Source organism: Fructilactobacillus sp. X8R1C1 (genome assembly GCF_059900945.1).
On record NZ_JBWXVH010000004.1, the window covers coordinates 90,664 to 111,359 of the forward strand.

Annotated in this window: 20 protein-coding genes; 13 read left to right on the plus strand and 7 right to left on the minus strand. The window is 39.9% G+C overall.

What is annotated here, in order from left to right; translation table 11 throughout:
- Positions 1 to 25: 25 nt before the first annotated feature.
- On the minus strand, positions 26 to 2,164 hold the full coding sequence (locus AC6UD1_RS04815) for an LTA synthase family protein (protein WP_500695823.1): 2,139 nt from the start codon (positions 2,162 to 2,164) through the stop codon (positions 26 to 28).
- Between the two features lie 134 nt (positions 2,165 to 2,298).
- Between AC6UD1_RS04815 and AC6UD1_RS04820 the strand changes: the two genes are divergently transcribed.
- From AC6UD1_RS04820 to AC6UD1_RS04835, 4 genes are all read left to right on the plus strand, one after another.
- A complete protein-coding gene (locus AC6UD1_RS04820; protein WP_500695822.1) occupies positions 2,299 to 2,955 on the plus strand; it encodes a histidine phosphatase family protein in 657 nt (218 codons plus the stop codon).
- A gap of 17 nt (positions 2,956 to 2,972) precedes the next feature.
- The gene (locus tag AC6UD1_RS04825) at positions 2,973 to 3,410 is read left to right on the plus strand and encodes a MerR family transcriptional regulator (RefSeq protein ID WP_500694070.1); all 438 of its coding nucleotides are present in this window, start codon (positions 2,973 to 2,975) and stop codon (positions 3,408 to 3,410) included.
- Positions 3,411 to 3,943: 533 nt separating this feature from the next.
- Entirely contained in the window at positions 3,944 to 4,714 is a 771-nt protein-coding gene (locus tag AC6UD1_RS04830) for an MFS transporter (RefSeq protein WP_500707426.1), read from the plus strand.
- 236 nt (positions 4,715 to 4,950) lie between these two features.
- Positions 4,951 to 5,097 carry a hypothetical protein gene (locus tag AC6UD1_RS04835; protein ID WP_500707427.1) on the plus strand — a complete coding sequence of 49 codons (147 nt, stop codon included), beginning with the start codon at positions 4,951 to 4,953 and terminating at the stop codon, positions 5,095 to 5,097.
- Positions 5,098 to 5,137: 40 nt separating this feature from the next.
- Here AC6UD1_RS04835 and AC6UD1_RS04840 read toward each other — a convergent pair whose 3' ends face one another.
- Positions 5,138 to 7,801 carry an MMPL family transporter gene (locus AC6UD1_RS04840; RefSeq protein WP_500707428.1) on the minus strand — a complete coding sequence of 888 codons (2,664 nt, stop codon included), beginning with the start codon at positions 7,799 to 7,801 and terminating at the stop codon, positions 5,138 to 5,140.
- 129 nt (positions 7,802 to 7,930) lie between these two features.
- Complete coding sequence (locus AC6UD1_RS04845) at positions 7,931 to 8,854, minus strand: magnesium transporter CorA family protein (RefSeq protein WP_500694066.1); 924 nt, start codon at positions 8,852 to 8,854, stop codon at positions 7,931 to 7,933.
- Positions 8,855 to 9,041: 187 nt separating this feature from the next.
- On the opposite strand from AC6UD1_RS04845, the gene AC6UD1_RS04850 reads away from it, so the two are divergent.
- The 4 genes from AC6UD1_RS04850 to apf all read left to right on the plus strand — a co-directional run bounded on the left by AC6UD1_RS04850 (position 9,042) and on the right by apf (position 11,730).
- The gene (locus tag AC6UD1_RS04850; protein WP_500707429.1) at positions 9,042 to 9,689 is read left to right on the plus strand and encodes a glycoside hydrolase family 73 protein; all 648 of its coding nucleotides are present in this window, start codon (positions 9,042 to 9,044) and stop codon (positions 9,687 to 9,689) included.
- A gap of 29 nt (positions 9,690 to 9,718) precedes the next feature.
- Positions 9,719 to 10,501: a TerC family protein gene (locus AC6UD1_RS04855; RefSeq protein WP_500696965.1), complete on the plus strand. Its 783-nt coding sequence runs from the start codon at positions 9,719 to 9,721 to the stop codon at positions 10,499 to 10,501.
- The gene (trxA, locus tag AC6UD1_RS04860) at positions 10,476 to 10,796 is read left to right on the plus strand and encodes a thioredoxin (protein ID WP_500694063.1); all 321 of its coding nucleotides are present in this window, start codon (positions 10,476 to 10,478) and stop codon (positions 10,794 to 10,796) included. The genes AC6UD1_RS04855 and trxA overlap by 26 nt, the downstream gene beginning before the upstream one ends.
- A gap of 307 nt (positions 10,797 to 11,103) precedes the next feature.
- On the plus strand, positions 11,104 to 11,730 hold the full coding sequence (gene apf, locus AC6UD1_RS04865) for an aggregation-promoting factor (RefSeq protein ID WP_500707430.1): 627 nt from the start codon (positions 11,104 to 11,106) through the stop codon (positions 11,728 to 11,730).
- A gap of 126 nt (positions 11,731 to 11,856) precedes the next feature.
- Here apf and tyrS read toward each other — a convergent pair whose 3' ends face one another.
- Both tyrS and AC6UD1_RS04875 read right to left on the minus strand, forming a co-directional pair.
- Complete coding sequence (tyrS, locus tag AC6UD1_RS04870; protein ID WP_500707431.1) at positions 11,857 to 13,110, minus strand: tyrosine--tRNA ligase; 1,254 nt, start codon at positions 13,108 to 13,110, stop codon at positions 11,857 to 11,859.
- A gap of 250 nt (positions 13,111 to 13,360) precedes the next feature.
- Positions 13,361 to 14,164 carry a tyrosine-protein phosphatase gene (locus tag AC6UD1_RS04875; RefSeq protein ID WP_500707432.1) on the minus strand — a complete coding sequence of 268 codons (804 nt, stop codon included), beginning with the start codon at positions 14,162 to 14,164 and terminating at the stop codon, positions 13,361 to 13,363.
- A gap of 140 nt (positions 14,165 to 14,304) precedes the next feature.
- On the opposite strand from AC6UD1_RS04875, the gene AC6UD1_RS04880 reads away from it, so the two are divergent.
- From AC6UD1_RS04880 to rbsU, 3 genes are all read left to right on the plus strand, one after another.
- On the plus strand, positions 14,305 to 14,556 hold the full coding sequence (locus tag AC6UD1_RS04880) for a hypothetical protein (protein ID WP_010022943.1): 252 nt from the start codon (positions 14,305 to 14,307) through the stop codon (positions 14,554 to 14,556).
- A 114-nt stretch (positions 14,557 to 14,670) separates the two neighbouring features.
- Complete coding sequence (glpK, locus tag AC6UD1_RS04885) at positions 14,671 to 16,188, plus strand: glycerol kinase GlpK (RefSeq protein WP_500694059.1); 1,518 nt, start codon at positions 14,671 to 14,673, stop codon at positions 16,186 to 16,188.
- 122 nt (positions 16,189 to 16,310) lie between these two features.
- Entirely contained in the window at positions 16,311 to 17,231 is a 921-nt protein-coding gene (gene rbsU / locus AC6UD1_RS04890; protein WP_500694058.1) for a ribose/proton symporter RbsU, read from the plus strand.
- A 61-nt stretch (positions 17,232 to 17,292) separates the two neighbouring features.
- Here the strand turns inward: rbsU and AC6UD1_RS04895 are convergent, their stop codons facing one another.
- Entirely contained in the window at positions 17,293 to 17,706 is a 414-nt protein-coding gene (locus AC6UD1_RS04895) for a hypothetical protein (protein ID WP_500694057.1), read from the minus strand.
- 10 nt (positions 17,707 to 17,716) lie between these two features.
- Positions 17,717 to 19,129, minus strand: coding sequence for a 23S rRNA (uracil(1939)-C(5))-methyltransferase RlmD (rlmD, locus tag AC6UD1_RS04900; protein WP_500695813.1), 1,413 nt, complete (start codon positions 19,127 to 19,129; stop codon positions 17,717 to 17,719).
- 117 nt (positions 19,130 to 19,246) lie between these two features.
- Between rlmD and AC6UD1_RS04905 the strand changes: the two genes are divergently transcribed.
- Both AC6UD1_RS04905 and AC6UD1_RS04910 read left to right on the plus strand, forming a co-directional pair.
- Positions 19,247 to 19,903, plus strand: a complete 657-nt coding sequence (locus AC6UD1_RS04905; protein WP_500694055.1) for an ABC transporter ATP-binding protein — start codon at positions 19,247 to 19,249, stop codon at positions 19,901 to 19,903.
- Positions 19,896 to 20,663 (plus strand): ABC transporter permease, encoded by a 768-nt coding sequence (locus tag AC6UD1_RS04910; protein ID WP_500694054.1) that lies wholly within the window; start codon positions 19,896 to 19,898, stop codon positions 20,661 to 20,663. The genes AC6UD1_RS04905 and AC6UD1_RS04910 overlap by 8 nt, the downstream gene beginning before the upstream one ends.
- Positions 20,664 to 20,696: the final 33 nt, after the last annotated feature.

Below are 20,696 nucleotides of genomic sequence, written 5' to 3' on the forward strand. Positions count from 1 at the left end.
ATCAACTGATGTGGATTCTTTATAGTTATTCTTTGTTTGAATCAGGGTTGGTAATCTGAATTCGATTAGAGTTAGTTGAACTATGGTAAAGCTCAGGAGCATCGGTATGGTATAAACTGTTCGTACTCTTATCATGTCGTTCTGAGTAGAGACTGGTTGAGGCTTTTCCAAGCTTCTTTTCAATGTTTTCTTCATGGTCCAATCCGTTAGCATAATTGTACTTCTGCGGATTAACTGGTTTAAATCCCTTAGGATGATAGAAACGAAGTAGGTTTTGTTCATTCAACGTATCGGATAACGAGAGTTCCAGATTGACTTTATCCTGCGTCTTTTCTAACTTCTGTTTCAACTTTTTATCCGGATGGATTACCTTTTGGGTCTTGTTATCGTAAACCGTTCCATTAACCGAGGTGTACTCAGGGGAGACCCAGTCCCGATTTCTGAAAGCAACGACCTGATCATGATGCTTTGAGAAGAGATCGGTTCCAAATTGGATGTACTTCTTGGAACTGATTCCAAGAAGGTGCATCAAGGTTGGAAGTACATCAATTTCACCACCATAGGTATGATCCACGTGACCATTCTTAATGCCCTGCATGTTAATCATGAACGGAACTCGTTGCAATTGGGCGTTATCAAAGTCATTCCAGTCGTTAGGGTCTTTTCCAAGTAGCGGTGCTAAGCTGGTGTTTTCAGAGTTCGATAAGCCATAGTGATCCCCGTATAGGACAATCACGGAGTTCTTTAGTAAACCGGCTTTGTCAAGGTACTCATAGAGTTCCTGAACTGATTGGTCGAGATAGTGGGCCGTTACAAAGTAGTTGTTAACGGCTTCATCATTAGTATCAGGGGCCTTGAAATCAGAATCCTTCTGATCCTCAGCGTCTAGTTGATACGGGAAATGATTGGTAACGGTGATATATTTAGCATAGAACGGTTGCTGGAGGTGCTGAAGATAGTTGGTTGAATCTTTAAATAAGAGCTTATCCTTCAGTCCGTATCCGGTTGACTTATCACCCGAGGTATCGTAGTAACTGGCATCAAAGAAGTAGTCATATCCTAGGTTTTTGTAAGTGTTGTTTCGGTTCCAGAAGCTAGCAACGTTTCCGTGAAAGACGGCGGACGTGTATCCCTTTTGACCAAGGATGGCAGGAGCACCCTGGAAGGTGTTGTCACTGCCAAGTTGAGCAAATAAGGATCCCTGTGGGAGACCATAAGTACTAGTCTCAAGCATGTTTTCTGCATCGGACGTCTTACCTTGGCCGACCTGATGGAAGAAGTTATCAAAGGAATAAGTTGATTTACTGTGATACAACTTATTTAAAAATGGAGTGACTTCCTGGCCATTGATCTTTTTATCAATCACGAACTGTTGGAAGCTTTCCAGATGAATGATAATGACATTTTTACCCTTGGCAATCCCATACATTTTCCTATTAGGAGCGGCGTAGTGTTCTTTTTTGAATTTAAGAATACCCGTTAAGTCAGACTTATTGGCATTGGCCCGCATATTAGTGGTTTGTTGAGACTTAATTCCGTCATAGACGGTAAAAGAATCCAACCCCAGGTATTTAACGATGTAAGTGCGGTCAAAGGTTCTGGTCAATAATTGGGGACGATCCATGTCGGCCAAAGTAATGTTACCAACTAACATAAGGGCTCCAAGTGAGAAAACCGCAAAACCAACTCGGGCCTGTAGTGGCCGTTTGTCAATCTTAATCACTTTAAACAAAAGTAAGAGGATGACGATCACGATGTCGATCCAGTAAAAAACGTCGTGGGGCGAAGTTAGTGCTAATGAGCTTCCGCTTAGCCCCTGGTTGACCTTGGAATAACCGGTCATGGTCGACACCGTCATAAAGTCGGTGAATTCACGAAAGTAAATTACGTTTAAGTATAAAAGAACCGTGTTTAGAAAATCCAGAAACAGGATTGCTGGATAAAAAAGTTTAGCTGGTTTTAGATAAAGCGCCAAACCTAACATAATAACGGTGGTTGCGATTGGATTAATTAGGAGCAAAAACAGTTGAAAGATACTGTCGACACCCAAATTAAAGTCAGTGAAATATGCGTAAATTGTTTTAGCCCAAAAAAGCACTACTAGTAAGACGAAAAACCCGATTCTAGTATTGCATTTAGACAGAATTTTCTTGATCGTTTTCAAGGTATAAAGTCCCCTTTTTAAGTCCAACCCCTATCTTATCAGATTTATTAAATTTGGGTAGGATTGAGGGAGAATCTTAGAGAAAAGTTAAAGCCCACAAGTGATATACTTAGAGTGTGAATGGAGGAGATACAATGGCAAAATTTACCCTATACGTTGTCCGACACGGACAAACTTATTTCAATATTTTTAACAAATTACAAGGCTGGAGTAATTCACCACTAACCGACAAGGGAATTACTGGTGCCAAAAAGACCGCTAAACGTTTATCTAACATCAAATTTGTTCAAGCTTACTGCAGTGATACTACTCGTGCTGAAGATACCGCCAAGATTATTCTAAACGATAATTTAGTTTCAGATATTAATGAGCCTGTCGTATCTCCCAATTTTCGTGAACAATTTTATGGTTATTTTGAAGGATTAAACATGGATGAAGCGTGGTACGAGGCCGGAGCACCTCATGGAGTACCAACTTTTAAAGACATTGTAAATAAATATGATATCAATACGGCTAAGGACTATATGAAAGAGGCTGATCCTTTCCATATGGCTGAAAATGCAGCTGATTACTGGAAACGACTTGATAAGGGGTTAGATATGATTACTCACGATGCTAAGGTTCAAGACGGCGACAACGTCCTCTTGATTAGTCACGGAAATACCCTGCTTAGTTTAGTAGAACGTTTTTCTGACGGACAGTATGATATGACAAAACGTCCCGAAAATGGCAGTATTACTAAGATGAGTGTTGATGGTAATCAAATCAAGGTCACTGAATACAATAAGTAGTGGAGGCGAGGCGACAAATGCATGAAGCTAATGACAAGATCATCAATTCCTTTAACATGCAGGACTTTATTTTTCGAATTGGTGAAGTTAGTAAGATGACGGGGGTATCACCAAGACAACTCCGATACTGGGAGAAAAAGGGATACGTGAGAAGTACCCGAGTTGAAAAATTAGCGTCACGAGTTTTCAATTTTTCAAATTTTGTACTGATTAAGTTAATGAAAGAATATCTAGATGACGGTTACACCCTGACATCTGCTTATCAAAAGGCGACGCAGTTTAAATCACGAATTGCTTTTTTGTATTCCTTTTTTAAGCGAGTGGATCATGGTTGTGACGAAGTGAATGGAAAACGAATGGCAGACATGGGATACTTTGATGATGCGCACACGAAGCGTTTGTATGGCTACCTTGATGACGACGGGGAAGTTAAGTACCTCGTAAAAGATAACTAAAATTACTCGAAAAGACACCAAAGCTGATAATTAGTTTTGGCGTTTTTTGACGGAATGACTCATGTACGGTAGCATGTTTATTGGCAGTAGAAAAAGTAGAGTGCTAGGAAGGGTCATTTGATAATGGCATTGCTTGAAAAAGTCATTTTGACAATGCTGGGATTGGTATCAATTTTGATACTAGTTGCTGTTTTGTTAGTATTTTAGAATTTAACCCAGTGGGGAATCGGCAGAGGTGCCGATTCCCTTTTTGTTAGGAGCCTTGTTTTTAGGGACTAAAAGTATATACTTTTGAATAATCATTAATTATGTCGGAGGTGTCAACGATGGAAAGCGAATTTCAAGAAATTGGCAGTAAGTTTTCAGCACGTCATGTAACGGTATTTATTCAAAGACAGACTGTTTCCCAAATAGTTGTGAAATGAAGTTGAATCATAATTTCATTCGATTATTTGGGTGAAACATTCATCCTGAATCAATCATTGAATTTCCTCAACTTCATTAGTAATCGTTAAACTGAAATGAGGGAAATTATGAAAAATATCAGGAAAATGTATACGTACGCATTCTTTTCTAACTTAACCTTTGAATTAGTAATTTGGATGCTTTATTTGAAACATATGGGATGGTCAGTTGGCCAAATTGCATTATTACAACTTGTGATTAACGCAACTCAGGTTATTTGTGAACTACCATCCGGAATCATTGCTGACAAAATTGGCTACAAAACCACTTTGATTTTGGGTCAGATAATGTGTGTATTATACGTGGCAACTTTTTTTGTCGCACGTAACCACTTGCTAGTATTTGGTGGGTTCGTTTTGTTTGGAATTGGACTTTCGCTAATTTCGGGAACCGATGAGGCCATCATTTATGAGGCAGATGAAAAACAACACTACCAGAAATTTTGGGGACGTTACAACGCCATCATGATTTGTACGGTTGCTTTCAGTAATATGGTTGGTGGGTATTTGGCAGACATTTCGTGGCCACTGGTCTTTACCGCCTCAATTATGGCCCACGTTCTTTCAATCATGACGGTATTAGTGATCAAACCTCGACCGGTGGTTAATGAGCCCAATGCTCCAAGTGTCTTAAAGCAATTGAGGACTTTCTTGGTCAGTAATAAAAATTACCAGAAGTTAATCCTAGTAGTGGCGATTTCACAGGCTACGGCTTCGATTATGTATCAATACGGGTCGTTGTATCTATCCCACATTACAAGATTTAGCACCGGTAACATTGCGATGATCCTAGCGATTGTTGATATCATTGGAGCTGTTTTTTTCGGCAAACGTCTTTAAAGTAGTTGCTAAATATGGCCGAATGAGGGTGATTTCTTTAAGCATGGCAATTGGCTTATTGATGTCACTGCTCTTAGGGATTTCGAATTTCATCGTTGCTTTAATTGCATTTGTAATTTTTAGTTCACTTTTTGAAGTGTGGGATACGACACTAAACGCTGAACTGCAGGATACAGTGGTAAAACGACTCCGAGTTACGTTGATGTCTTTTTGCAATCTAATTTACGGCTCTTTTGATGGCACTTGAGTCATTGTTTATCAGTGCCTTTTCAAAGGTTATTAACATTCAGGTGATTTTTGTATTATTTGGTGTTACGGCAATGTCTGGTTCTTTGGTCATCTTGTTTCTTTACTTTAAATCAATTCGTAAAATGAATGTTTAGGGCATAATAAAAGCCATCAGTTTAACTGATGGCTTTTTGATTATTTATTTTTGGCTCGTTTGTTTTTATAAAGGGGCCAATGATGCAAATCGGAACGAGGTAACGTGATTGCTAGTTTGCCAAGTCCAGTCGTGACAAGTGGCAGGATGACATTAAAAATAATAATCGTGATGATGACGGTCAGTCCGATGAAGTCAAGCGAGTGAAGCAGACTAACGAAAAGACCGAATGTAATGATAATGGTAGCAAACATCACGTAACTAACTGTTTTTGTAAATGCACTTGTCCCACCGGTCAACCATCCTAGTAAGTCTGGATTTTGTTTTCGGTAGGAAATGGCCAAAAAGGTTAATTCAAATATCCCAGTTATGGAAAGGGGAACCAGCATTGAAACGGATGCCTGCCAGTTTAATTGACTGTCACTTGCGGCATAGTACATGATAAGTTGGGTGGCCTTCAGTGCGGAAAAGACACTCATCACGTATGTGACCAACCACCAAAATGGTTGGAGAATGGAACGACTAACGATGATGATGGAGGCGAAAACGATTAAGATGATCATTATCATTCCAATAATAAAGTCGTGGTCAAAGTTAGTTTGAACGTTGGCGTTTTCAATTGGCTGGCCGGTATAAGCGACCTTAGCATTTTCAAGGCTGGTGTTTTGTAACTGGTTTCTAACCGTATTTTGCATGTTGTGAACGTTATTTAAGTTCGTGTTGCCAGTGGGATCATTGTTAAATTCTACTTCGAGCTTAGTGATTTTTTGGTTTTCGCTTGCAAAATTATACTTAGTTTGATAAAAATCGGTGTCATTAATCTGTTGCGGTGAGATGTAGAAGGTATTCCCAGCACTTGACTTCTTGACACCATTTAAGTAACCAGTGACGGGCGTTAACTTATCCTTACTTTCCTTTAAAGTTCGGTTAACGGACGCAATTTCACCACGAACTTTAGACGCTTGTTCGTTGTATTGCTGGACCGCTTCTTGCGCTTCCAGTCCAGAATTTTGGGCGTCAGAGATTTGGTTGCTTAACTGGGTCAAGCTTTGACTGGTGGTACTCAACTGATCAGACACTTGTGAGAGATTTTGGCGAAGTTTTTTGGACTTCTGGGCTTGATTAGATGACTGAGCCGTTTCAAGTGGAGTGAATGTGCTGAAATTGTTGGTGTCAGCTTGTTCACTCGTATCGCTAATCCGATCAAGTTGTCTAATCAGTGAATCGACTGATTTAGTTTGATTCTTAATGTTTTTCTGTTGAAGTGTCTTGTTTGCACCCTTAAGGGTTCTTTGTGAGCCCTTAAGGGAATTACTAATGCCATTAAGCGTTGAAGTGGTCTTATTCAATTGATTTCGTAAATAGTATTTATCAATTTCATCCCCACCTGGTTGAGTCACAGAGTACACCTGCGCAACGTTTTTTTGGGACTGAAGCTTCGTTGTAACCTGGTCAATGGCACTAATGGTGTTGTCATTATTAAAGGGTCGGTTATTTTTGATGTAAATAGTGACTGGAGTTGGTTTTCCCTTATTAAAGTGATTTTGAAGGATGTGTCTACCGACTTCAGCCTGATCATTAGCAATTAAATTGTTGTTAGTAAGGTAGGTTACATTAGGACGATAGAATAAAACTAGTGGGACCGTAATCACTAATGCAATTAGTAGTCCTAGGAGAGGTTTTAAAAACGAGACATGGGCAAGTTTACCCCAGAAGCCCTCGTTTGCGAGTTTTAAAGTCTTCTTCTTTGGCCAGAAAAAGGTTGGTCCAAGGAGTTGCATGAACATTGGGGTCACGGTCATCACGGCGAATAGAGTTATTAGTACGACAATGGCGACGCTACCAATGGCCCGAACCGAACTAAACTTGAGCAGGTAAAGTGATCCAAATGCTAATGACGTAATTATTGCGGTTGCCCCAAGTGGATATGTAAGACTTTTAGTGGCTGTTTTACTGGGGTCAACGCTTTCGTTTTTAAGTGCCAATTCAAAACGTCGATACAAAAAGAAACTAGCAAGGGTACCAAATAAAGTTACTACCAAGCCAGTTACTAAAGGAATGTATGGCGAATACGGGAGACTAAGTTGAGTTGACATTAAAGCTGTTGCACTTAATGAAACCAGGTAAGCGATGATCAGGATGATAAAGGTAAAAACCGGTGCTAATAGTGATCTAAATGCAATGGCAATAAAGACTAAAGAAAGAATGAAAATTGCAATGGTCACAATGTTAGTGACGCTTAAAATCTTCTCATTGTTGTCTTGATTAATTAATTGCGGACCGGTGACGTACGTCTTCAGTCCATTATCAACGTTGAATTGCTTTTGAAGCGTGTTAGCAAAACTTGCACTTGTGGCATTGCTTTTTGGAACATGAATATTCACAATCTCGGTTGATTGATCGTTGGAGATAAACTTTGAGGCACCATTCGGGCTCGTGTGAGCGGTGGTGATCCGACTAATACCGTTGTCCCCGTTACTTTTCTGAATCATACCAACCCGATTGTAAATGTCCTTTTGCTCAGAACTGGTAATTTTACCCTTGTTGGCGTGGTAAACGATGTTCATACTTGTGGTTCCATCTAAGCCTTCGCCCCATTGGTTCTGTAAGTTCTGTGCTTTATACATCTGGGACTTTGAGTTCATTTCCGGGTTGCCAGCCTGCATCACAACCTGACTCAGGTTGGGGAGACTGACAATTGCCATAAAAATGACAACTAGCCAAATAATTAAAGAGAAAATCCTATTTTCGTGTAACGTCCTTATAAAATGTTTCATCGAAGAAAATTCCTTTCATTTTATTTCACTACCCCCTCATGCTCATTTTATATTAAATTAGTTCTTAAAGAAATGGTTTGCACGTAAAAACAGCAACACAATGATGATAAAAATGATCGTGATGATAATGGTTATAATCCACGCTGATGGTTTATCCATAAATGGAAGTTTTACGTTTTCACCATAGAACCCAAATACGATGTTTGGAACACTTAGAATTAACGAAAAAACGGTTAAAAACTTAATCGTGTTGTTCAAGTCACTATCAAGGAGGTTGGAATAAGCGCTTGCTACTTGCTGGGTCGCGGCGTTCGCCATCTCTGCCATCGAAAGTCCCTGTTGAAGTTCGATACTGATATCTTCAACGGCAGCTTTTTGATCCTCAGTGAGGTCCCTTGTAAAACGCCGCTTGAAGTCGTTAATCATATCGTTGTTTGATCCGAGTGACGTTAGGAAATATACTAAGTCGGTCTGTAGATTAAGCAGGTGGTTGATGGCACTTTTATTGGCCTTGCCACGTAAGTTACGTTGAATGTTAGTTCTGACACTGTTGATTTGGTTAATATAATCAAAGTATTGGACGGATAGTTGGTACAACGTTTTATTAATTACGTCAATTGGTTGCAATTCTGCGAGTTGTTTTGAACCGGCTTTTTTTATAATGGAAGAAATGAGTTCGTTAACGAAGTTAGTTTTATCGGCCGTGAACGTAAATAACATGTTGTCATGGGTTATGATTCCAATTGGTTCAGCAGAAACATCCCCGTTAAAACGAGTCGGTTCGGCCACATCAAAAATGAAAAGGAGGACTCCTTCTTCATCGTAATATTCAACCCGAGGTCGTTCGTGACGGTCAAGTGCATAATAGAGCATTTCGTTATTTAAATGGTATTCTGTTTTTAAAATTTCCTTATCAGCTGGACGGCAATCGATGGTTTTAATCCAGTTAATATTTTGGTTGATTTTTTCAATTTTAATCAATGCAAAACTACTCCCGTTACTATATTGTCAGATATCTTCATACTACACTAAATGGCTAAGTTAGTCGATTTTAGTGGGTGTTTCTTCTATTATAATGCGTAATTGGAAATGAGTAAGAAACTTTTTTAAGTAATCATAAATACTCAACAAAAAATAGTTGGCTAAGGTATAATAACCACATAGGGAGATGTTGTCCGTGAAACACAGTAAAAAGAAAAACGTGTGGATTGCAGTTGTGATTGGAGTAGTCGTCGTCTTACTACTTGTGTTCGCTGCATTTAAGATTAGACACATGTTGATTAACCATTCATATCAAGTTCGACAAGAGCAAATGAATAACGCAACCAAGAAACGTGATAAAGAGATCGAAACTCAGCACAAAGAGTTTATTCAAAAAATTGGTGACCCAGCCGTTAAGATTTACGAAAAAAAACAACAGGTTTTGCCAAGTATCGTGATCGGACAGGCCATTCTCGAATCGAATTGGGGGCAATCCGAACTCTATAAGAAAGCCAATAATCCGTTTGGAATCAAGGGAACGTACAATGGTCAGTCAATCTCGTACGATACGACCGAGTACGTTAATAACAAGAAAACGACCGAAGTGGGTCAGTTTAGAAAATATCCATCGGTTGCTGATGCCATCGAGGATCATAATGAGACTTTAAATACCAAGTTTTTAAAGAAAACGGGCATTACGAGCTTTAGGCAAGAAGCCAACTTGTTGCAAAAAAATGGCTACGCTACCGATCCCGATTACGCTAATAAGCTGATTGGTGTCATCGTGAACCATCAATTAATGAAATACGACGTTAAAGCAATTAACAATTACTAATTACAACTAACTAATGGAGGAGTCTTTGATTGTTCGACCTACTCGCTAAATTATATGGTCCTTTTTTTGATCTACATAACTGGGAAACCGTCATAACGTCTGGAAATGACTGGTTGATTATTTTCTCATTGGTAGTGATTGAATGTCTTTTATCCGTTGATAATGCAGTTGTCCTTGCGGCCCAGACTCAAGTTCTTCCTACTAAAAAGTGGCAGGAAGAATCTTTGTTTTACGGAATGTGGGGAGCATACATCTTTCGCTTTTTGATCATCGGAGTCGGAGTGTACCTAATTAGGTTCTGGATCATTAAGGTATTAGGTGCAGCTTATTTGTTTTATCTTGCGTTTAGTTTCTTCTATAATATGCACAAGAATAAGCACAAAAAGAGCCGAACTCATCAGGTCAAACCAAATAAGAAAAACCACACTCGCAAGTACTTTTGGTGGGTGGTAGTTCAGATTGAATTCATGGACATTATCTTTTCAATTGATTCGGTGCTAGCGTCGTTAGCCATTTCACCTAATCCAGTGATCGTCTTAATTGGTGGGATGATTGGGATTTTAGCGATGCGTGGGGTAGCTGAAGTCATAATGATGTTGATGAAAAAGATTCCTGAACTACAGCCGATGGCGTACTTTTTGATCATTATCATTGCATTGAAACTTTTCTTATCGATTCCAATGATTGACATTGAGATTCCAGCGGGATGGTTTGGAATCTTGGTAATTGTCACACTAGTGGCTACTTTAGTTATCCATGTGATTAACGTGAAGAGGGGGAAAGACTATGGCAGTGGATCTAAACCAGAATAATTTTGACTCAGAAATTACGGGACCAATGACCGTGGTTGACTTCTGGGCACCATGGTGTGGTCCATGTAAAATGATGGATCCGTTGATTTTAGAACTGGAACGTGAGTACAAAGGTCGAATCAAGTTTTTAAGGCTTAATGTCGATGATAATCAGGAGATTGCCAGAAAATACCGGGTCATGAGTATTCCAACACTAGTATTATTTCGTAACGGAAAGGGCGTTGAGAAGGTCACCGGAGTGTATCCTAAGAGTAAATTAGAGCACTATTTTAATCGAAAATTAGCTGAAAAATGATGAAATTAAGTAAAGTCTTATGCTTTTAATAACTTTTTTTATGGCAGAAGGCTTTTTCTTTTGCTAAAAATTGGTGTTGTGAATTGTTGATCAATCCTTGAAAACGGGCATTTTTACGAGTTTTGTTACATTGATGTTACAACGTGACAAAATAATCGGTTTTTTTAACATTGCTGTTTTTGCCATGTAAATAACAGTATTTAGAATGTGAAATTGTTGTTTGAGTATATTTCAGTTTTAAGAAAACGGAAGTAACAAAAATTTATAGGAGTGATTTATCATTTTATTAAAATCTAGAAACGTAAAGGTGCTTTTAGCATCTATTTTCACAGTAGCCGGTGTGTTAATGACTGCAGGCTTCAACGCCAATGCCGCCACTAACACTAATCAAGTTACCGTTAAGAGCGGTGACACAGTCTCAAAAATCGCAAAGCAACACAATACTAGCATCGGCAGCATTGTTAAGGCTAACCACCTTAAGAATGTTAACCTGATTCATGTCGGAGAAAAGTTAACATTACCTACTAACGCAAGCAACATGACTTACCAAAGTAACAATACTCAAACACAACCATCTGCTCAGGTAAGTAGCAATGCACAATACACTGCTGCACCACAGCAAAACGCACAACCTGCTCAAACACAACAACAAGCAACAACTACAACCACTACTCAACCTGCTGCAAGCAGTAACAATAATGCAAGCAATGCCGGTGATAACTCTGGTTTAGCATCAATTGCACAAGTTGAATCTGGTAACTCATACAGTGCTCGAAACGGTCAGTACATTGGTAAATACCAATTGTCTTCATCATACTTAAATGGTGATTACTCTCCAGCTAACCAAGAACGTGTGGCTCGTCAATACGCAGTTTCACGTTACGGTTCAATCGCTGCCGCTGCTCAATTTCGAGCATCACATAACTACTGGTAAGATTTAATTTCAAGTTAACGATTACTCAAACGAAAAACAAGATGCAAAGGGGACGAAGAATAATTCTTCGCCCCTTTTTTGGATCCAAAAAAATCCCAGTACCATATTTATGATACCGGGATTTATTTACTTAACTTTAGCTAAGAAGTAACGTTTCTTGCCGCGTCGTATGATGATAAACTTCCCGTCAAATTGAGCTTGGGGGTTAATTTCAGTGTTGACGTCGGTAACCTTTGCTCCATTGATGGTAATAGCGCCATTATTAACGTCTTCTCTAGCCTGACGTTTGGATTTATCAACTCCAGCCGCAATGATTAAATCGACTACGTTTACGGGATCAGAACTAATCGTAGACGTTGGGACACTGTTAAATGCCTGACTAACTTCTTTTACTGATAGGTCTTGAACGTTGCCTTTAAAAAGAATTTTTGAGATATTTTCGGCCTGCTTAACGGCGTCTTCACCGTGCACAAATTTCGTGACCTCACGTGCTAACGTTTTCTGGGCTTCTCGTTTCCAAGGCTTATCTTTAACTTTTTGGGCCAGTTCATCAATTTGATCCTTAGGCAAAAAGGTGAAGTATTTGAGGTATTTGATAACGTCAGCGTCGTTTTGGTTTAGCCAGAACTGGTAAAATTCATACGGTGAGGTCTTTTCTGGATCAAGCCAAACAGCACCACCAGCGGTCTTTCCAAACTTAGTTCCGTCTGATTTAAGCATTAATGGGATGGTCAATCCGTATACCTCGGCGTCTTGACCTTCAACGCGATGAATGAGGTCAATTCCGGCCGTGATGTTTCCCCATTGGTCTCCACCACCAATCTGGAGTTGAACGTCATGGTCACGATAAAGAGTGAGAAAGTCCAATGCTTGTAGGATTTGGTAGGTGAATTCTGTGAATGAAATGCCATTTTCCAGGCGGCTAGCCACCACTTCCTTTGATAACATGGTGTTGACGTTAAAGAGCTTTCCGTAGTCACGAAGAAAATCAAGCAGTGACACGTTAGACGTCCAGTCGTAGTTATTCACGATGTGAATGTTACTGTCACTGCCAAAGAGGTGCTTCATTTGCTTTGTTAAGGCGTTAACGTTGTGTTTGACCATCTGTTTGGTCTGAAGGGGACGTTCGGTGTTTCTCCCACTTGGATCACCGATGGAACCGGTGGCCCCGCCGATTAGGATGTAAGGGTGAAAACCAGCCCGTGAAAAACGTTCCATGATCATAAACGGAATTAGGTGACCAATGTGCATACTATCACCAGTTGGATCGACCCCACAGTATAGGGCAATCTTTTTCTCGTTGGTTAATTTTTCTAGTCCGTCTTCGTCGGTTGTTTGGTTAATGGCACCTCGCCATTTTAAATCTTCAATGATATTCATTGTTGTTTTCCTCCTGTTGTTGATAAATAAAAAGCGTCCTAGTAGTAATTGACTACTGGGACGCTTGTGCGCGGTACCACCCACGTTCAGATACAAAAGTACCTGCACTTATCTTAATGTGTAATTTTAGGTAGTTCATCTAATATCCTGTGTGGCTTGCACCAACCGCCACTTCTCTTATCACTTAAATATTAGACTACTTTTGATAAACTCATCGTATCATTACCTAGCCGAATTAACAATATGCAAATTATTCAAGGTAAATTTGACGTAACTGATGAATGTCGGCATTGGTCAATCCAATACCTTCATGGAGAAATTGGTTCATTCCGCCGTATAATTGATTGATTTCATCCATTGCGGCATTGAAAAAGTCTAATGAGACACTATAAAGGGATCTTAGACTCTTTAGGGCTGCATCATTATATCCTTCTTCTTTGGCTTGCTCTAATCGAGCATCAATCACTGGTTTTGCCACCTGATTGGTTAACAGGTAATCTTCTTCGATGGTTTTACGATCGACTCCTAGGGCAGAGAGGATCATGGTCGCAGACATTCCGGTTCGGTCTTTTCCAGCTGTACAGTGAAATAGGACGGACTCGTCATCTTGCCTGTTATCGAGTAAAACTTCAAATAATTTTTTAAAAGCCAAACGACAGTGTTTCGTTTTAATCATGCTTTTATAGACGTGTTCCATATGATCATGACCATAATTAGGGTGATTGCACAGGACTTTCTTCATTTCAGCTGGACTTTTCGAATTGTCGGTTGCGTCTTCTTTAAAGATCGGATCAAAAATGTAGTCGACAGCAGAAGTTTCCACTTGATCGGCCAGGATGTCGACTTCAGGTTGACTTCTGAGATCAACGTCAAAGCGAACCCCGTAATGCTCAAGGGTTTTTAGATCATTTTCACTGAGCTCACCTAAGTGTCCCGCACGTAGTAACTTGTGCCACTTAGTGGTTTTACCATCAACAGTTTGGTATCCACCTAACTCACGAAAATTTTCACCAGTTGGAATGGCTAGAACTCTTTTATTTTCCATGTTTTCCATGTAACCCACCTTTCAATGTCAGTGTAATATAATTATATCATGAAGCCCGTGTTCCACATGAATTTTTGAGATATGATTTTACAAATATTAGAAAATAGAATAAGCTTAGCGTATGAAGATTATTAAGGAGAGTATGAATTATGGCAATGACTGAAAGACAAATGATTCAAGAAATCTTAAACACGGTTGATGTTGGTTATGATTTTGAAAACGTTGATGAAGATAACAAGCAGTACACGTTGTTGATTAAACGTCAGGATAATGATGTTCGTGATTTAAACGAGATTAATGCTGAAATCAAGGAATACTTTAAAGATGCTGATTTTTCTTATGACGAACAGGTTGAGCCAAAAGATATTGATGCTGATATTCGGGTTGAAGTTAAGCGTTAATTAATGATGCCATAAAAGAGAAAGTAGATTTTATTCTACTTTCTCTTTTATTTTCAAGTAGTGAGATGAATTGAATCGTGCTAGTATGAGTATCAAAAATACGATGAAACGGAGATGAACCAGTTGTCTGACAATAAAGATTACGTCCTAGCGATTGATCAAGGATCGACTAGTACGAGAGCGATTATTTATGATCATAGTGGTAGAAAAGTCATTGAGAGTTACAAGGAAGTTCCTCAGATTATCAATAGTGACGGATGGGTTGAACAGGATCCAAACGAGATTTGGAACTCCGTGCTTTCTGCCATTGCGAGTGCCTTGATTGACGCCTCCATTCACCCCGAAAACATTGCCTCAGTGGGGATTACCAATCAGCGTGAGACCACGGTAGTGTGGGACAAAGTGACCGGCAAACCCATTTACAATGCCATTGGTTGGCTTTCAAAACAAACTAATTCAATTGCTGAAGACTTAAAAAACAGGGGGTACGAGGACCTAATTCATAAAAAAACGGGCCTAGTTATTGACTCGTATTTCTCCGCTACCAAGGTCAGGTGGATTTTAGACCACGTTAATGGGTCACAGAAGCGCGCTTCTGATGGTGAATTGTTATTTGGGACCATTGATACGTGGCTCGTCTGGAAATTGTCTGGTGGGAAATATCACATTACTGATTATACGAACGCCAGTCGAACGATGATGTTTAACATTAATGACTTAAAGTGGGACGACGAAATCTTGAAGATTTTAAACATTCCAAAGATCATGCTTCCGACCGTTCATGCTTCTGATGAAGTTTATGGAACGACCGAAAACTACCAATTTTATGGTGTTAGTGTCCCAATTGCTGGAATTGCTGGCGATCAGCAGGCGGCGTTGATCGGACAAATGGGCTTTTCAAAGGGAATGGTTGAAAACACCTATGGTGATGGTGCTTTCATCATGATGAATACGGGACACCAGCCGCAGTACTCAGACGAGAATTTGTTGACGACCATTGCGTATGGAATTAACGGAAAAATTACGTATGCACTTGAGGGTTCAATCTTCGTGGCTGGAAGTGCGTTGACGTGGCTTCGAGACCAAATGAAGATTATCACCAGTGTTCCTGAGTCCAGACAGGCGGCTAAACGATCGACCGACCACAATGAAATCTACGTTGTTCCTGCTTTTAATGGATTAGGGGCCCCATACTGGGACCAAAATGTCAGAGGAGCCGTTTTTGGGATTACCCGAGGAACTAACAGTGATGATTTTGTAAAGGCCACGCTTCAGTCAATTGCGTATGGAACTAAGGATATCGTTAACACAATGGAGTCCGATACCGATCTCGATATTCCACAGATTCGAGCTGATGGGGGAGCTAGTCGCAATAGTTACTTAATGCAGTTTCAGTCTGACATTTTGAATATTCCGGTTCAACGAGCCAGCGATGAAGAAACGACCGGATTTGGGGCTGCCATCTTGAGTGGACTAGCAACCGGGTTCTGGAAAGATTTAGATGAAGTTCAGTCCATTTACGAAGAGGGAAAGATTTTCACCCCTTCAATGAAAGCAGCTGAACGAGATAAATTGTATCAGGGATGGAAGCGAGCGGTTAAGGCCACGCAAGCTTTTAAACCCATTAATTAAGACTTGCTTTGGCAAGTTTTTAAATTTTTCTTAATGAAAACGTTTTCTTTTTATTTTTGACGTGTTATAATTAATTTCGTAAATAAGGGTTACAAAAGTATTTTGAAAAGAAGGTATGGGATATGAGTTTTGAAGCAATATTAATTGGATTAATTCCAGTGATTGGTTGGGGGCTATTTCCAACTATTTCATCAAAAATTGGTGGTAAACCAACGAACCAAATCTTTGGTGCCACAGTTGGTACATTGATTTTTGCGATTGTTGTCTTATTATTCACCCAAGCTGGTTTCCCAATGGGCTGGAACTTAGTCTACGGAATCTTGTCTGGTATGGGTTGGGGCTTCGGTCAAATCATGGCCTTTAAAGGTTATTCTTTGATTGGTTCTTCAAGAGTTATGCCAATCACGACCGCATTTCAGTTGATTGTAACTGCTTTGTGGGGTGCATTTGCGTTAAGTAGTTGGCCTGGTATTGGTCACAAGATCATTGGAATCCTTGCTTTGATCGTTATCATTATCGGTGCCACTCTTACCACTTGGAGCCAAAACAAAGAAAACGTTAATAAAGGTGCGCTTGAAAAAGCCGTTATCTTACAGTTAATTGGTGTTATTGGTTACTGGTTATACTCAGCCGCTCCACAGGTTAATAACTTGACTTGGGCTAAGGGAATTTTGCCACAGTCCACTTCAGTAATGACCCCAATGGAAGCATTCTTGCCACAGGCAATGGGAATGGTCTTGATGGCTATTATCTACGGTTTGATGAACATGAAGAGTGAAAATGTGTTTGCTGAGGGTGTTTCATACAAACAGATTATTGCTGGTTTCTTCTTTGCAATTGCCGCATTCTCATACTTGATTGCTGCACAACCAAACATGTTAGGTCTTTCAACTGGATTCGTTCTATCACAGGTATCAGTAGTTGTTGCTACCTTGACCGGTGTTTATTTCTTACACCAGAAGAAGACTCCAAAGGAAATGGTTGCTACTTTGATTGGTTTAGCTTTGATCATCGTTGCTGCTGCCGTTACCGTTATGCTATAAAATCATTAATCTCAAACAAAAAAACACTTCACATTATGTGAAGTGTTTTTTGTGTTCCTAATTATTTATAATAATGACTTCGTTTTAAAAGTTCAGCTGAACGTTTATTGATGGGAACAAATCCCTTATTTTGCAAATGCCGGAAAAACATCATATTGTATACAAAACTCCATGCTAATGGCATGATTGCAAAAATCTCATAGGCAGAGGATGCGATGTTTAATCCAGTTAAGACGGTAAGTGCCATTGCTAGGATAAAATCCACCCCTAGCATACAAAGGGTATTATAGAAATCACCACGAAAAATAGAAGGCCAGATTCCAAAAACTAGCGTAGTGAATGAGAAGCCCACCTTTTGGACTTTGACTTCTTGGGTTTCTTTATTTTGCACGACGGCGTAGTTAGGTGGCAAGAACATGTTGTTCATGCCATTATTCCCACTATTATTGCCGTTATCGAATGGATTCATTGACAATTGGACCTTTCTAAGACTTTAAAGTAAATTTGACGACGACTTCGACGTGCGGAGTCTGTGGCATCATATCAACTGGTTGCAGGTAGTCCACGTTATAAGACTTCGTTAGTTGGACCAGATTCTGAGCTAGCGTTGATGGATTACATGAAACATATACAAATTTTTGTGGTTTAGCGGTTAAAATGGCATCAATTAAGTGTTGGTCAAGGCCAACGCGTGGTGGGTCAACCACCAGTGCCGTGGGTTTAAAACCCTCGGTTATCCACTGCGGCATCAAATCCTCGGCACTGCCAAAGTAGTAGGTGGCGTTATCAATATGATTGATTGCTGCATTATGATTGGCGTCGGTGATGGCTTCCTTAATGGTATCCATTCCTCTAACTTCAGAAACTTGGTTTGCTAATGAAAGACCGATGGTTCCTACCCCAGAATATGCATCAATCAAACGATCATCAGAATCAAGATTGAGGGCTGTTCCAGCTAAATCGTAGAGTTTTGGTGTCATGATGCTGTTGAGTTGGAGGAAAGCTCTTGGTGACAACTCAAATGATAAACCATTAATTTTTTCGGTAATACTATCATTTCCAGCTAAATGAACCGTCTTTTCTCCCCAGATCAAAGGTGAGTCACCAGGATTGATGTTTTGCATGACGGAAGTGACTTCTGGAAGGCGATCGGAAATCATTTCTAAGAGTTGATTTTTCTTAATCAACTTGGGCGTGTTAGTGATGAAAACCACCTGCACGTCGTTGGTATTGAGAGCTGCTCGAACTACCAAGGTTTTTAAAATGCCAGAGTGATTGGATTCAACGAACGTTGGGATGTTTAGTTCCTGAACCATTTCGACTAAAGCGTGCATGACCTTCATGGTAAGCGGATACTGAACGGAGCAGGTCTCCATGTCGACCACTTCGTGAGTTCCTTCTTTATATAATCCGGCGATGACTCTTCCGTTTGCTTCAGTTCGAACTTGAAACTGGGCCTTATTACGGTATTCATAGGGATTATCCATCCCGATCGTTTCCCTGACATCATAATGATCATAAGCCCTCGGATGATATCTTCTAAGCGATTGTTTAACTAAATCACGTTTGAATTCCAGTTGCTTAGGGTATGCGAGGTCTTCGAGTTCAAAACCACCAACTTCTCCAGCATATGGATCACGCGGTTTAACCCGAAAGGGACTTTCCTTATCAATTTGAACTAATTTTCCGCGTAGGTATTTAGGTTTAATCTCGGTTACATCAGCTTGAACTAATTCACCAACTAGCGCACCAGGAATAAAAATTAATTTGCGGTGAAAATAACCAATTCCCTCACCATTAATTCCGAGACGCTTGATGGTGACCGTAACTCGTTGGTGGAGTTCTACCGAAACATTTGACGATCTTTTTGAACCGTTTCTAACTCTTTTATAACTCATTAGAACTCCTTTTTTCTTCATAACAACGTCTACGTCATTATAGCAGACTCATATATGATACAAAAGTGTTGTATAATCATACTGTTAATTTGTTAAAAAGAAAAGAGAGGTATCAAAATGGCAGTACTAGAAACTAAAAACCTATGCTACGACGCTGATGGACGTGAGATTATCAAGGATATCAGCTGGAGCGTTGATGCCGGAGAGATCGTTACGATCACTGGTCCATCAGGGAGTGGGAAGACAACTTTTGTGAGACTTTTGGCGGATCTTTTGACTCCCAGTTCTGGTGAAGTAATTTTTGAAGGCCAAAACGTCGCTGATTTAAATCCAATTGAGTATCGGAGAAAAGTATCATACGCCGTTCAGCAACCCACCTTGTTTGGCAATACGGTCAAGGATAATCTTGAGTTCCCATATCAGATTCGAAATAAACCGTTTGATAAAGAACATGCGTTAAAAGCACTTCAAACCGTCGATCTAGGTGATGGTGATTTGGATCGGACGGTCGATAATCTTTCTGGTGGGGAACGCCAACGGGTCGCATTAATTCGCAACATCATGTTTGTGCCTGATGTGCTTATTTTAGATGAGGTTACCACTGGCCTTGATGAAAACACCAAGGAAAGTGTGCACAAGATGATTAATTACATTAATCAAAAAGATCACACCACGGTCATCATGATTACTCATGATCAAGGTGAGATTGACCATGCCACCGAGTTAGTCACAATTGTTAACGGACGACTAGTTAAAGGAGATAAAGATGCCTAATTTAATTGTTTCAAATCAAGCGCTCGCATTAACTGGACTCCTGGTCTTAATCGCGTTATTTGTCGGATGGAAAGAAAAGTTGGGCATTGATAAGTCAATTATCATTGCCACCATCCGTTGTGTGGTTCAGTTATTTATAGTTGGGTACGTTTTACGATTCGTTTTTCGGATCAATAACGTTTTTTTAACCCTGATTTTAATCTTAATTATTTTGTTTAACGCCGCTTATAACGCCAAAGGACGTAGTGACGGTATGGAACACGCACTCCCCATTTCCATCATTGCATTAGGAAGTAGCACGATTGTCGTACTTGCGGTATTAGTCTTTGCGGGAGCAATTAAGTTTATCCCGTCTCAAGTGGTACCAATTACCGGAATGGTTGCCAGTAACTCAATGGTTGCCTTGGGACTTTGTTATCGAAGTATGAATTCCATGTTTAAAGACCGGAGACAGCAGATTATTGAAAAATTAGCTCTGGGAGCCGACGTGAAGACATCCTGTTCTGACATTGTGCGTGACAGCATTAAGACCGGGATGCAGCCCACGATTGATACTGCGATGACCGTTGGACTGGTTAGTTTACCCGGGATGATGGCTGGTTTAATCTTTGCTGGTGTTGATCCGGTTAAGGCCATTAAGTACCAGATCATGGTAACTTTCATGTTGCTTGGGATTACGGCCGTTAGTTCAATCATCGCATGTTACATGGGTTATCATAGTTTTTACACTAAAAATGACCAGCTTAGAAATATGAATTAATAAGTAAGGGCTCTGACTAGGAGTCTTTTTTAT